Raw genomic sequence first — 10,363 nt, 5'->3', positions numbered from 1 at the left:
TTATCCTTAAGCTTCTTTTACAGTTACAAGGTGAGAAACTTTGTTGATCATACCAAGAATAGCAGGAGTTTCTTCCTTAACTACAGTTGAATTCAACTTTTTAAGACCTAAAGCTTCTACCGTCGCACGTTGATCTTGTGGACGACCAATTACACTACGAGTGAGGGTAATTTCTAACTTTTTCGCCATTTGTTTTCCCTCCTTAACCTAGTAGCTCTTCTACAGATTTACCGCGTAATTTTGCAACATCTTCAGCGCGCTTAAGTTCGCTTAATCCGTTCACAGTAGCGCGAATCATGTTGATTGGTGTGTTAGAACCAAGAGATTTCGAAAGAATATCTTGTACACCAGCTAATTCAAGGACCGCACGAACAGGTCCACCAGCAATAACACCAGTACCCTCAGCAGCAGGTTTTAAGAATACTTCACCAGCGCCAAAATGACCGTTGATTGTGTGTGGAATTGTTGTACCAACTAATGGTACAGCGATTAAGTTTTTCTTAGCGTCTTCGATAGCTTTACGGATTGCGTCTGGTACCTCTTGTGCTTTACCAGTACCGAATCCAACATGACCGTTTTTATCGCCAACTACAACTAGTGCAGCAAAGCGGAAACGACGACCACCCTTAACAACTTTCGCGACACGATTTATCGTAACTACACGTTCTTCAAGTTCTAATTTACTTGGGTCAATGCGATGCATCAATTTTCCCTCCTTTGACCATTAAAATTGTAATCCAGCCTCACGAGCAGCTTCAGCTAGAGCTTTAACACGGCCATGGTATAAGTAACCACCGCGATCAAATACTACTTCTTTAACGCCTTTCTCTACAGCACGCTTAGCAACTGATTCTCCAACTTTCGTAGCAGCTTCAATATTGCTAGTACCGTTAAGAGCAAGGTCTTTATCAAGAGTAGATGCACTTACTAACGTTACACCATTCACATCATCAATAACTTGAGCGTAAATATGTTGGTTAGAACGGAACACGTTTAAACGTGGACGCTCTGCAGTACCAGTAAGTTTAGCACGTACACGTGCATGTCTTTTCTTACGAGTCGCATTTTTATCAGCTTTAGTGATCATTCTTGTCACTCCTTTCTCTCACCTAACGGGTTTACTTAGCAGTTTTACCTTCTTTACGACGAACAACTTCGCCTTCGTAACGAATACCTTTACCTTTGTAAGGCTCAGGAGCACGTACAGCACGGATGTTAGCAGCGAATTCGCCAACACGTTGCTTGTCGATACCTTTAATTACGATCTTAGTTGGTGCAGGTACTTCAACTTCAAGACCTGCTTCCGGAGTCATTTCTACTGGATGAGAATAACCTACGCTTAATACAAGTTTATCACCTTGTTTTTGAGCACGGTAACCAACACCGACTAATTCAAGTCCGCGTGCGAAACCTTCAGTTACACCTTCAACCATGTTTCCGATTAAAGCACGAGTTGTACCGTGTAATGCACGGTGTTCCTTCTGTTCAGATGGACGCTCAACTGTTAATGTATTCTCTTCAATTTTGATAAGCATATCAGCATTGAAAGTACGAGTTAATTCACCTTTAGGGCCTTTTACTGTTACAGTATTGTCTTCTGCAACTGTAATAGTAACACCTGCAGGGATTTCAAGAATCTTTTTACCAATACGAGACATGTGGTCACACCTCCGTTCGTTTTAAATATATATTACCAAACGTATGCTACTACTTCTCCACCAGTTTGTAATTGACGAGCGTCTTTGTCTGTCATTACTCCCTTAGATGTAGAAACAAGAGCGATACCTAATCCGTTAAGTACACGTGGTACTTCGTCAGCTTTAGCGTAAACGCGTAAGCCAGGTTTACTGATACGTTTTAATCCAGTGATTACACGTTCATTGTTTGCACCATATTTCAGGAAAATACGAAGGATACCTTGTTTGTTATCCTCGATGTATTCTACATCACGAATGAAACCTTCACGTTTTAAAAGTTCAGCGATCTCTTTTTTGATTTTAGAAGCAGGAACCTCTAATTTCTCATGACGTACCATGTTCGCATTACGGATGCGAGTAAGCATGTCTGCAATTGGATCTGTCATCACCATGTGTTTTACCTCCTTCCCATTTGTGGGTTTTACCAACTAGCTTTTTTAACACCAGGAATTTGACCTTTATATGCAAGTTCACGGAAACAAATACGGCAAAGTTTAAATTTGCGGTATACAGAATGCGGACGACCGCAGCGTTCGCAACGTGTATACTCTTGTACTTTAAACTTAGGAGTACGCTTTTGTTTCGCTATCATAGATTTTTTAGCCACGTTTTCGCCTCCTCTACTTAGCGTTGGCTTCCATTATTTTTGGAATGGCATACCGAATTGTGTTAAAAGTTCACGAGCTTCTTCATCAGTTTTCGCTGTAGTAACGATTACGATGTCCATACCGCGGACTTTGCTTACTTTATCATAATCAATCTCAGGGAAAATAAGTTGCTCTTTAACACCTAATGTATAGTTTCCACGACCATCGAATGATTTCTTAGAAACACCACGGAAATCACGTACACGTGGTAAAGAAACTGATACTAATTTGTCGAAGAACTCATACATTTGCTCGCCGCGTAAAGTTACTTTCGCACCGATTGGCATACCTTCACGAAGACGGAAACCAGCGATTGATTTTTTAGCACGAGTTACAACAGGTTTTTGACCTGTGATTTGTGTTAATTCTTCTACTGCGTTGTCTAACGCTTTTGAGTTAGATACCGCGTCACCAACACCAGTGTTGATTACGATCTTTTCGATTTTTGGTACCTGCATTACAGATTTATAGTTAAACTTGCTCACTAGAGCAGGAGTAATTTCCTTTTGGAACTTCTCTTTAAGGCGATTCAATGAAGTGACCTCCTTTCTTAAGAAAATTATTTATCTAATAATTCACCAGATTTTTTTGCAATACGAACTTTTTTACCATCTTCTACTTTGAAGCCTACACGAGTAGGTTCACCTGTTTTCGGATCTAAAATCATAACGTTAGAAACGTGAATAGGTGCTTCTTTAGTAATAATTCCACCTTGTGGATTTAATTGAGATGGCTTAGAGTGCTTCTTAACGATATTGACACCCTCAACGATAACACGGTTTTGCTTTGGGAAAGCCACAAGGATAACGCCTTGTTTTCCTTTGTCTTTACCAGTGATTACCTGTACTTTATCACCTTTTTTTACATGCATCTTAATTCTGCACCTCCTTAGCAAGGCAATACCTTAAATTATAGAACTTCTGGAGCTAAAGAAACGATCTTCATGAAGTTGCTATCACGTAATTCACGAGCTACTGGTCCGAAGATACGAGTACCACGTGGGCTCTTATCGTCTTTAATGATAACCGCTGCGTTTTCATCAAATTTGATGTAAGAACCGTCCGGACGACGAGCTCCGCTCTTCGTACGTACCACTACTGCTTTAACAACGTCACCTTTTTTAACAACGCCACCTGGTGTTGCTTGTTTTACCGTAGCAACGATAATGTCACCAATGTTAGCATATTTACGACCAGAGCCGCCTAATACTTTAATTGTTAAAAGTTCACGTGCACCAGAGTTGTCAGCAACTTTCAAACGAGATTCTTGTTGGATCATGTTATGAAACCTCCCTTCGGACTAAAAATTCCGATTCGTCTATTTAGATAATAACCGCTTCTTCAACGATTTCAACTAAACGGAAACGCTTAGTAGCAGAAAGCGGGCGAGTTTCCATGATTTTAACGATATCGCCAAGTTTCGCTTGGTTTTGCTCATCATGGGCTTTGTACTTCTTAGAATACTTAACACGTTTTCCGTACAAGGAATGAGTTTTGTAAGTTTCAACTAAAACTGTAATCGTTTTGTCCATTTTGTCAGACACTACACGACCAGTATAAACTTTGCGTTGGTTACGTTCGCTCACTATGCAAACCTCCCCTCAATTTATCGATTAATTCCGATCTCTCTTTCACGAACTACAGTTTTCATACGAGCAATTGCTTTACGCACTTCACGAATGCGAGTTGGATTCTCTAATTGTCCTGTAGCAAGTTGGAAGCGAAGATTAAACAACTCTTCCTTTAAAGCTTTAACTTTTGTTTCGATTTCGGCAGTGGTTAATTCACGAATATCATTAGTTTTCATTAGATTCACCACCATTTTCTTCACGTTTTACGAATTTACATTTCACAGGTAACTTGTGAGCTGCAAGACGTAATGCTTCGCGTGCTACCTCTTCAGATACACCCGCGATTTCGAACATAATTTTCCCAGGTTTTACTACTGCTACCCAGCCTTCTGGTGCCCCTTTACCGGAACCCATACGTACTTCTAGAGGTTTTGCAGTGTAAGGTTTAGAAGGGAAAATTTTAATCCATACTTTACCGCCACGTTTCATGTAACGAGTCATTGCACGACGAGCAGCTTCGATTTGACGGTTTGTAATCCATGAAGCAGCTTGTGCTTGTAAACCGAATTCACCGAAAGCAATTTCAGTTCCACCTTTAGCACGACCACGCATTTTACCACGATGCTCTCTACGATATTTTACGCGTTTTGGCATTAACATATTATTTTCCTCCTTCCTCAGAAGCTTTCTTTTTTGTAGGAAGGACTTCTCCACGGTAGATCCATACTTTTACGCCTAATTTACCGTATGTTGTATCAGCTTCAACTGCTGCATAGTCAATATCAGCGCGAAGTGTATGAAGTGGAACAGTTCCTTCACTGTAAGATTCTGCACGAGCGATATCAGCTCCGCCAAGACGACCAGAAACCTGTGTTTTAATACCTTTAGCACCTGCACGCATAGCACGTTGAATAACTTGCTTTTGTGCACGACGGAATGATACACGGTTTTCTAATTGACGAGCGATGTTTTCGCCTACTAATTTAGCGTTAAGATCAGCTCTCTTAACTTCTAAAATGTTGATGTGTACACGCTTGCCTGTTAATTGGTTAAGAGCTTTACGAAGTGCTTCAACTTCAGTACCACCTTTACCAATTACCATACCAGGTTTTGCAGTGTGAATTGTAACATTTACACGATTTGCTGCACGTTCGATTTCTACTTTAGCAACAGCAGAATCTTTTAAGCGTACATTAATGTACTCACGGATTTTGATGTCTTCATGTAATAATGTAGCGTAATCTTTCTCAGCGAACCAACGAGATTCCCAGTCACGGATAACGCCGACACGAAGACCAATTGGATTAACCTTTTGACCCATCGATTATCCCTCCTTCTTTTCTGATACCACAACTGTGATGTGGCTTGTGCGTTTGTTAATTTGGCTTGCACGACCCATTGCACGTGGACGGAAACGTTTTAACGTTGGACCTTCGTCAACGAAAACTTTTTCAACAACTAGGTTGTTAATGTCCATCTCATAATTGTGCTCTGCATTTGCGATTGCAGATTTTAAAACTTTTTCTACAACTGGAGAAGCAGTTTTTGGTGTGTGGTTAAGGATAGCAATCGCTTCACCCACTTGCTTACCTCGGATTAAGTCTACTACTAAACGAACTTTACGAGGAGCAATACGAACTGTTCTCGCTACTGCTTTAGCTTGCATTGAAGTGCCTCCTCTCATTATCTTCTAGTTTTCTTATCGTCAGCAAGGTGACCTTTGTACGTACGAGTTGGTGCGAATTCACCTAACTTATGGCCAACCATATCCTCAGTGATGTACACAGGTACGTGTTTACGACCATCATATACAGCGATTGTGTGTCCGATGAACTGAGGGAAGATTGTTGAACGGCGAGACCAAGTTTTAACAACTTGTTTTTGCTCAGATGCAACTAATTTTTCCATTTTGCTCATTAAGTGATCATCGACAAATGGTCCTTTTTTTAAGCTACGAGCCATTTTGGTGCCTCCCTTCGTGATTGGCGTACGGTTCTAGAAATGAACCGTACTACAATCCCATTATTTTTTACGACGACGAACGATGAATTTGTCAGACGCTTTGTTTTTCTTACGAGTCTTGAATCCAAGAGTTGGTTTACCCCATGGAGACATTGGAGACTTACGTCCGATTGGAGAACGTCCTTCACCACCACCGTGTGGGTGATCAACCGGGTTCATTACAGAACCACGAACTGTTGGGCGTTTACCTAACCAGCGAGAGCGACCTGCTTTACCGATTTTGATAAGTTCGTGTTGTTCGTTACCTACTTGACCGATTGAAGCGCGACAAGCAGATAATACAAGACGTACTTCACCAGAAGTTAAACGTACAAGTACGTATTTACCTTCTTTACCAAGTACTTGAGCAGATGTACCAGCAGAACGAACTAATTGTCCGCCACGACCAGGCTTAAGCTCGATGTTATGAACAACAGTACCTACTGGAATGTTGATTAATGGTAATGCGTTACCGATTTTAATGTCAGCTTCTGGGCCAGACATAACTTCCATACCTACTTCTAAAGATTTAGGAGCAAGAATGTAACGTTTTTCACCGTCAACGTAGTTAATTAATGCGATATTCGCAGAGCGGTTTGGATCGTATTCGATCGTAGCAACGCGTCCTGGAATTCCATCTTTGTTACGCTTAAAGTCGATGATACGGTATTGACGCTTATGTCCGCCACCTTGATGACGTACAGTGATTTTACCTTGGTTATTACGACCAGCCTTCTTGCTTAAAGGAGCAAGTAATGACTTTTCGGGTCTATCAGTCGTGATTTCAGCGAAATCATTCGTAGTCATATTACGACGACCGTTAGTAGTTGGATTATACTTTTTGATTCCCATCTCAATTTCCCTCCTTCTTTAGTAAGAATTAAACGCCTTGGAAGATTTCGATTTCTTTGCTGTCAGCAGTTAGCTTAACGATTGCTTTACGACGACGGCTAGTAAAACCAGCGTGACGACCAACGCGTTTTGCTTTCGGCTTGTAGTTCATGATGTTCACTTTTTCTACTTTAACACCAAAGATCGCTTCAAGAGCATCTTTAACTTCTGTTTTATTAGATTTAACGTCCACATCGAACGTGTATTTTTTTTCAGCCATCATTTCCATAGAACGTTCAGTGATAACTGGGCGCTTAATGATATCACGAGGATCTCTCATTATGCAAGCACCTCCTCTACTTTTTCCACTGCCGCTTTTGTCATGATTAGCTTATCATGATGAAGCACGTCTAAAACGTTTACGCCATCAGCAGTGATTACTGTTACTCCAGGGATATTGCGAGCAGATAACTCTACAGATTCGTTTGCATCAGCAGTTACGATAAGAGCTTTCTTCTCAACAGTTAATCCTTTAAGTACTGCTAGCATATCTTTTGTTTTTGGTGCATTTAACACTAGGTCTTCAAGAACTACAATGTTGTTCTCAACTACTTTAGTAGCTAATGCAGATTTGATTGCTAAACGACGAACTTTCTTAGGAAGTTTGTACGCATAGCTTCTTGGTGTAGGTCCGAATACCGTACCACCACCACGCCATTGAGGAGAGCGGATAGACCCTTGACGAGCACGTCCAGTTCCTTTTTGACGCCATGGTTTACGACCACCACCGCGAACTTCAGAGCGAGTTTTTACTTTGTGTGTACCTTGACGTAAAGATGCACGTTGCATCATTACAGCTTCGAAAAGTACAGCTTCATTTGGTTCGATACCGAAAATAGCTTCAGCTAATTCGATTTCACCAACCTGTGAACCAGTTTGGTTATATACAGTAACTTTTGGCATTGGAATTCCTCCTTCCTATTGTGAATTATTTGCTAACCTTCACAGCGCCTTGAACAACTACAAGAGATTTCTTAGCACCTGGAACGTTACCTTTTACTAGTAATAAGTTGCGCTCAGTGTCAACTTGAACGATTTCTAAGTTTTGGATAGTAACTTGGTCTCCACCCATACGTCCAGCAAGTTTTTTGCCTTTGAATACACGGTTCGGAGCAACTGGGCCCATTGAACCTGGACGACGGTGATAGCGAGAACCATGAGACATAGGTCCGCGAGATTGTCCGTGGCGTTTGATAACACCTTGGAAACCTTTACCTTTAGAAATTCCTGTTACATCAACGATTTCACCTGTAGCGAATACGTCAACTTTTACCTCTTGACCAACCTCTAATCCGTCCACGTCTGCATCGCGGATTTCGCGAATGAAGCGCTTAGGAGTTGTAGATGCTTTAGCAGTGTGGCCTTGTTCAGGTTTGTTAGTTAACTTTTCACGTTTATCTTCAAATCCTAACTGGATTGCATTGTAGCCATCAGTTTCAGTTGTTTTCTTTTGAAGAACAACGTTTGGATTAGCAGCGATAACTGTTACTGGGATTAACTCACCGTTCTCAGCAAATACTTGAGTCATACCGATCTTTCTTCCTAAGATTCCTTTGGTCATGAGTTACACCTCCTACATTTTTAAGTTATATAAATTATAGTTTGATTTCGATATCTACACCAGATGGTAAGTCTAAACGCATTAATGAATCTACTGTTTGTGGAGTAGGACTCACGATGTCGATTAGACGTTTGTGCGTGCGCATTTCGAATTGCTCACGAGAATCTTTGTACTTATGAACAGCACGAAGAATTGTGTAAACAGTTTTTTCAGTTGGTAATGGGATCGGACCAGAAACTGTTGCCCCAGAACGCTTAGCTGTTTCTACAATTTTCTCAGCTGACTGATCAAGAATACGGTGATCGTAAGCTTTTAAACGGATACGAATTTTTTCTTTTGCCATTATTTTCCCTCCTTCGTTCGCCTATTTCTAAAATAGACCTTCTCCATGGAAATTTCCCCACACCATGCCATGGCAAAGCGGCCGGGTGTGTCAGCAACCTTCCACTTCATCGCAGTCAAAGACCAACATTGTCTATTATACAATGTTATTCGTCTAGATGCAAGCATCTTTTTGTTTGCATCTGCTTTTCTCTACTTTTGCTATTATACATGGCACTTTAAAGAATTTCAAGTTTTCATCTAACAGAATTCATTTTACAGTTTCTGGATTATCTTTTGTTGTTTTTATATTACTATAGAAGAAACTCGTCAAAACAAAAAAACACTCTCTTCTCCCTTATATAAACGCAAACAAAAAACCTAAGGGAAAATCCCTTAGGTTTTTTTATATCAGTTAAGATTACTCAACGATAGTAGCAACTACACCGTAACCTACTGTACGTCCACCTTCACGAATAGAGAATTTAGTTCCCTCTTCGATAGCGATTGGAGCGATAAGTTCGATAGTCATTTCGATGTTGTCACCAGGCATTACCATTTCAGTACCTTCTGGTAATTGGATGATACCAGTTACGTCAGTTGTACGGAAGTAGAACTGAGGACGGTAGTTAGCGAAGAATGGAGTGTGACGTCCACCTTCTTCTTTAGATAATACGAAAACTTCAGCTTTGAATTTAGCGTGAGCTTTTACAGAACCGCTTTTTGCAAGTACTTGTCCACGTTGGATGTCTTCACGAGCAACCCCACGAAGTAAAGCACCGATGTTGTCTCCAGCTTGAGCTTGGTCAAGAAGTTTACGGAACATCTCTACACCAGTTACAGTTGTAGAAGCATTTTCTTCAGCAAGACCGATGATTTCTACTACGTCACCAACTTTAACGATACCGCGCTCAACACGACCAGTAGCAACTGTACCACGACCTGTGATAGAGAATACGTCCTCTACAGGCATTAAGAATGGTTTGTCAGTTTCACGTTCTGGAGTTGGGATGTAAGCATCAACTTCAGCCATTAATTCAATGATTTTTGCTTCCCAATCAGCTTCTCCTTGAAGAGCTTTAAGAGCAGAACCTTTGATTACAGGAATGTCGTCGCCTGGGAATCCGTATTCAGATAATAGGTCGCGAACTTCCATTTCTACTAATTCTAATAATTCTTCGTCATCTACCATGTCGCATTTGTTTAAGAATACAACGATGTAAGGAACACCTACTTGACGAGAAAGAAGGATGTGCTCACGTGTTTGAGGCATTGGGCCATCAGCAGCAGATACTACTAAGATACCGCCGTCCATTTGAGCAGCACCAGTGATCATGTTTTTAACATAGTCAGCGTGACCTGGGCAGTCAACGTGTGCATAGTGACGAGTTTCAGTTTCGTACTCAACGTGTGCAGTTGAGATTGTGATACCGCGCTCTCTTTCTTCTGGAGCAGCATCGATTTGATCGTATCCGCGTGCTTCAGCACCACCAGCTTTTGCAAGAACTGTAGTGATCGCAGCAGTTAATGTAGTTTTACCATGGTCAACGTGGCCGATTGTACCGATGTTAACATGGGGTTTAGAACGTTCGAATTTAGCTTTAGCCATTCTAAATTCCTCCTTAGTTTATATAGGTTATTTTATATTCAGACTAGAAAGTGAAACTTACGTCCC

At 41.0% G+C, this 10,363-nt stretch carries 21 protein-coding genes; all 21 read right to left on the bottom strand.

The window, feature by feature from the left end; genetic code table 11:
* Positions 1-6: 6 nt before the first annotated feature.
* Entirely contained in the window at positions 7-189 is a 183-nt protein-coding gene (gene rpmD, locus HMPREF1014_RS28230) for a 50S ribosomal protein L30 (protein WP_001085234.1), read from the bottom strand.
* Positions 190-202: 13 nt separating this feature from the next.
* A complete protein-coding gene (rpsE, locus tag HMPREF1014_RS28225; protein ID WP_000554646.1) occupies positions 203-703 on the bottom strand; it encodes a 30S ribosomal protein S5 in 501 nt (166 codons plus the stop codon).
* Positions 704-724: 21 nt separating this feature from the next.
* Positions 725-1,087, bottom strand: a complete 363-nt coding sequence (gene rplR / locus HMPREF1014_RS28220; protein ID WP_000628816.1) for a 50S ribosomal protein L18 — start codon at positions 1,085-1,087, stop codon at positions 725-727.
* 31 nt (positions 1,088-1,118) lie between these two features.
* On the bottom strand, positions 1,119-1,658 hold the full coding sequence (rplF, locus tag HMPREF1014_RS28215) for a 50S ribosomal protein L6 (RefSeq protein ID WP_000086558.1): 540 nt from the start codon (positions 1,656-1,658) through the stop codon (positions 1,119-1,121).
* 32 nt (positions 1,659-1,690) lie between these two features.
* Positions 1,691-2,089: a 30S ribosomal protein S8 gene (rpsH, locus tag HMPREF1014_RS28210; RefSeq protein ID WP_000245511.1), complete on the bottom strand. Its 399-nt coding sequence runs from the start codon at positions 2,087-2,089 to the stop codon at positions 1,691-1,693.
* Between the two features lie 29 nt (positions 2,090-2,118).
* A complete protein-coding gene (rpsN, locus tag HMPREF1014_RS28205) occupies positions 2,119-2,304 on the bottom strand; it encodes a 30S ribosomal protein S14 (RefSeq protein WP_001085700.1) in 186 nt (61 codons plus the stop codon).
* 33 nt (positions 2,305-2,337) lie between these two features.
* Positions 2,338-2,877, bottom strand: a complete 540-nt coding sequence (rplE, locus tag HMPREF1014_RS28200) for a 50S ribosomal protein L5 (protein WP_001080831.1) — start codon at positions 2,875-2,877, stop codon at positions 2,338-2,340.
* Between the two features lie 26 nt (positions 2,878-2,903).
* Positions 2,904-3,215: a 50S ribosomal protein L24 gene (gene rplX / locus HMPREF1014_RS28195; protein WP_000558200.1), complete on the bottom strand. Its 312-nt coding sequence runs from the start codon at positions 3,213-3,215 to the stop codon at positions 2,904-2,906.
* A gap of 38 nt (positions 3,216-3,253) precedes the next feature.
* The gene (gene rplN, locus HMPREF1014_RS28190; RefSeq protein ID WP_000615912.1) at positions 3,254-3,622 is read right to left on the bottom strand and encodes a 50S ribosomal protein L14; all 369 of its coding nucleotides are present in this window, start codon (positions 3,620-3,622) and stop codon (positions 3,254-3,256) included.
* Between the two features lie 43 nt (positions 3,623-3,665).
* Positions 3,666-3,929, bottom strand: coding sequence for a 30S ribosomal protein S17 (rpsQ, locus tag HMPREF1014_RS28185; protein ID WP_000004106.1), 264 nt, complete (start codon positions 3,927-3,929; stop codon positions 3,666-3,668).
* 20 nt (positions 3,930-3,949) lie between these two features.
* Positions 3,950-4,150 carry a 50S ribosomal protein L29 gene (gene rpmC / locus HMPREF1014_RS28180; protein WP_000855718.1) on the bottom strand — a complete coding sequence of 67 codons (201 nt, stop codon included), beginning with the start codon at positions 4,148-4,150 and terminating at the stop codon, positions 3,950-3,952.
* Complete coding sequence (gene rplP, locus HMPREF1014_RS28175) at positions 4,140-4,574, bottom strand: 50S ribosomal protein L16 (RefSeq protein ID WP_000928969.1); 435 nt, start codon at positions 4,572-4,574, stop codon at positions 4,140-4,142. The genes rpmC and rplP overlap by 11 nt, the downstream gene beginning before the upstream one ends.
* A gap of 1 nt (position 4,575) precedes the next feature.
* Positions 4,576-5,235, bottom strand: a complete 660-nt coding sequence (gene rpsC / locus HMPREF1014_RS28170; RefSeq protein WP_000529956.1) for a 30S ribosomal protein S3 — start codon at positions 5,233-5,235, stop codon at positions 4,576-4,578.
* Positions 5,236-5,238: 3 nt separating this feature from the next.
* Positions 5,239-5,580, bottom strand: a complete 342-nt coding sequence (gene rplV / locus HMPREF1014_RS28165) for a 50S ribosomal protein L22 (RefSeq protein ID WP_001148024.1) — start codon at positions 5,578-5,580, stop codon at positions 5,239-5,241.
* A 17-nt stretch (positions 5,581-5,597) separates the two neighbouring features.
* A complete protein-coding gene (gene rpsS, locus HMPREF1014_RS28160) occupies positions 5,598-5,876 on the bottom strand; it encodes a 30S ribosomal protein S19 (RefSeq protein WP_000124454.1) in 279 nt (92 codons plus the stop codon).
* A 60-nt stretch (positions 5,877-5,936) separates the two neighbouring features.
* Entirely contained in the window at positions 5,937-6,767 is an 831-nt protein-coding gene (gene rplB, locus HMPREF1014_RS28155) for a 50S ribosomal protein L2 (RefSeq protein ID WP_000511583.1), read from the bottom strand.
* A gap of 28 nt (positions 6,768-6,795) precedes the next feature.
* The gene (rplW, locus tag HMPREF1014_RS28150) at positions 6,796-7,086 is read right to left on the bottom strand and encodes a 50S ribosomal protein L23 (RefSeq protein ID WP_001205558.1); all 291 of its coding nucleotides are present in this window, start codon (positions 7,084-7,086) and stop codon (positions 6,796-6,798) included.
* Positions 7,086-7,709 carry a 50S ribosomal protein L4 gene (gene rplD / locus HMPREF1014_RS28145; RefSeq protein WP_001127258.1) on the bottom strand — a complete coding sequence of 208 codons (624 nt, stop codon included), beginning with the start codon at positions 7,707-7,709 and terminating at the stop codon, positions 7,086-7,088. Before rplD ends, rplW begins: the two co-directional genes overlap by 1 nt.
* A gap of 25 nt (positions 7,710-7,734) precedes the next feature.
* Entirely contained in the window at positions 7,735-8,367 is a 633-nt protein-coding gene (gene rplC, locus HMPREF1014_RS28140; protein ID WP_000160207.1) for a 50S ribosomal protein L3, read from the bottom strand.
* 34 nt (positions 8,368-8,401) lie between these two features.
* On the bottom strand, positions 8,402-8,710 hold the full coding sequence (gene rpsJ / locus HMPREF1014_RS28135) for a 30S ribosomal protein S10 (RefSeq protein WP_001040596.1): 309 nt from the start codon (positions 8,708-8,710) through the stop codon (positions 8,402-8,404).
* Between the two features lie 399 nt (positions 8,711-9,109).
* Positions 9,110-10,297 carry an elongation factor Tu gene (gene tuf, locus HMPREF1014_RS28130; protein ID WP_001029614.1) on the bottom strand — a complete coding sequence of 396 codons (1,188 nt, stop codon included), beginning with the start codon at positions 10,295-10,297 and terminating at the stop codon, positions 9,110-9,112.
* Positions 10,298-10,363: the final 66 nt, after the last annotated feature.

The organism is Bacillus sp. 7_6_55CFAA_CT2, from assembly GCF_000238655.1.
Classification (GTDB): Bacteria; Bacillota; Bacilli; order Bacillales; family Bacillaceae_G; genus Bacillus_A; species Bacillus_A cereus.
This window is presented reverse-complemented; position numbering and strand designations above follow the sequence as displayed.

Coding starts and splice junctions, on each gene's coding strand:
- rpmD (WP_001085234.1), bottom strand. CDS start 189: ATGGCGAAAAAGTTAGAAATTACCCTCACTCGTAGTGTAATTGGTCGT.
- rpsE (WP_000554646.1), bottom strand. CDS start 703: ATGCATCGCATTGACCCAAGTAAATTAGAACTTGAAGAACGTGTAGTT.
- rplR (WP_000628816.1), bottom strand. CDS start 1,087: ATGATCACTAAAGCTGATAAAAATGCGACTCGTAAGAAAAGACATGCA.
- rplF (WP_000086558.1), bottom strand. CDS start 1,658: ATGTCTCGTATTGGTAAAAAGATTCTTGAAATCCCTGCAGGTGTTACT.
- rpsH (WP_000245511.1), bottom strand. CDS start 2,089: ATGGTGATGACAGATCCAATTGCAGACATGCTTACTCGCATCCGTAAT.
- rplX (WP_000558200.1), bottom strand. CDS start 3,215: ATGCATGTAAAAAAAGGTGATAAAGTACAGGTAATCACTGGTAAAGAC.
- rplN (WP_000615912.1), bottom strand. CDS start 3,622: ATGATCCAACAAGAATCTCGTTTGAAAGTTGCTGACAACTCTGGTGCA.
- rpmC (WP_000855718.1), bottom strand. CDS start 4,150: ATGAAAACTAATGATATTCGTGAATTAACCACTGCCGAAATCGAAACA.
- rplP (WP_000928969.1), bottom strand. CDS start 4,574: ATGTTAATGCCAAAACGCGTAAAATATCGTAGAGAGCATCGTGGTAAA.
- rpsC (WP_000529956.1), bottom strand. CDS start 5,235: ATGGGTCAAAAGGTTAATCCAATTGGTCTTCGTGTCGGCGTTATCCGT.
- rplV (WP_001148024.1), bottom strand. CDS start 5,580: ATGCAAGCTAAAGCAGTAGCGAGAACAGTTCGTATTGCTCCTCGTAAA.
- rpsS (WP_000124454.1), bottom strand. CDS start 5,876: ATGGCTCGTAGCTTAAAAAAAGGACCATTTGTCGATGATCACTTAATG.
- rplB (WP_000511583.1), bottom strand. CDS start 6,767: ATGGGAATCAAAAAGTATAATCCAACTACTAACGGTCGTCGTAATATG.
- rplW (WP_001205558.1), bottom strand. CDS start 7,086: ATGAGAGATCCTCGTGATATCATTAAGCGCCCAGTTATCACTGAACGT.
- rplD (WP_001127258.1), bottom strand. CDS start 7,709: ATGCCAAAAGTTACTGTATATAACCAAACTGGTTCACAGGTTGGTGAA.
- rplC (WP_000160207.1), bottom strand. CDS start 8,367: ATGACCAAAGGAATCTTAGGAAGAAAGATCGGTATGACTCAAGTATTT.
- rpsJ (WP_001040596.1), bottom strand. CDS start 8,710: ATGGCAAAAGAAAAAATTCGTATCCGTTTAAAAGCTTACGATCACCGT.
- tuf (WP_001029614.1), bottom strand. CDS start 10,297: ATGGCTAAAGCTAAATTCGAACGTTCTAAACCCCATGTTAACATCGGT.